We start from the raw sequence: 231 nt of genomic DNA on the forward strand, positions 1-231 counted from the left end.
GGGCGTTAATCCGTATTTCTACGCACTAACTGAATTTGGAAAATATCTGATAATATTTTTTTAGTCTTTCTAAGTAATGTCTACTTTAGTCATATTAACTTCTGTCAAACTGTCGCATAAAACGCGTTTGGCGTTGTATGGTTAAGCCTCACGGGTAATTAGTACAAGTTAGCTTAATGGCTCACACCACTTCCACATCTTGCCTATCAACGTTGTAGTCTTCAACGGCCC

1 rRNA gene is annotated in these 231 nt (G+C 38.5%); it reads right to left on the bottom strand.

Annotation, left to right across the window (positions count from 1 at the left end):
* Positions 1–137: 137 nt before the first annotated feature.
* Positions 138–231 (bottom strand): 23S ribosomal RNA (locus H5090_RS20665); the annotation flags it as partial.

The organism is Pseudoalteromonas sp. SR43-5 (assembly GCF_014163835.1).
GTDB lineage: Bacteria > Pseudomonadota > Gammaproteobacteria > Enterobacterales > Alteromonadaceae > Pseudoalteromonas > Pseudoalteromonas distincta.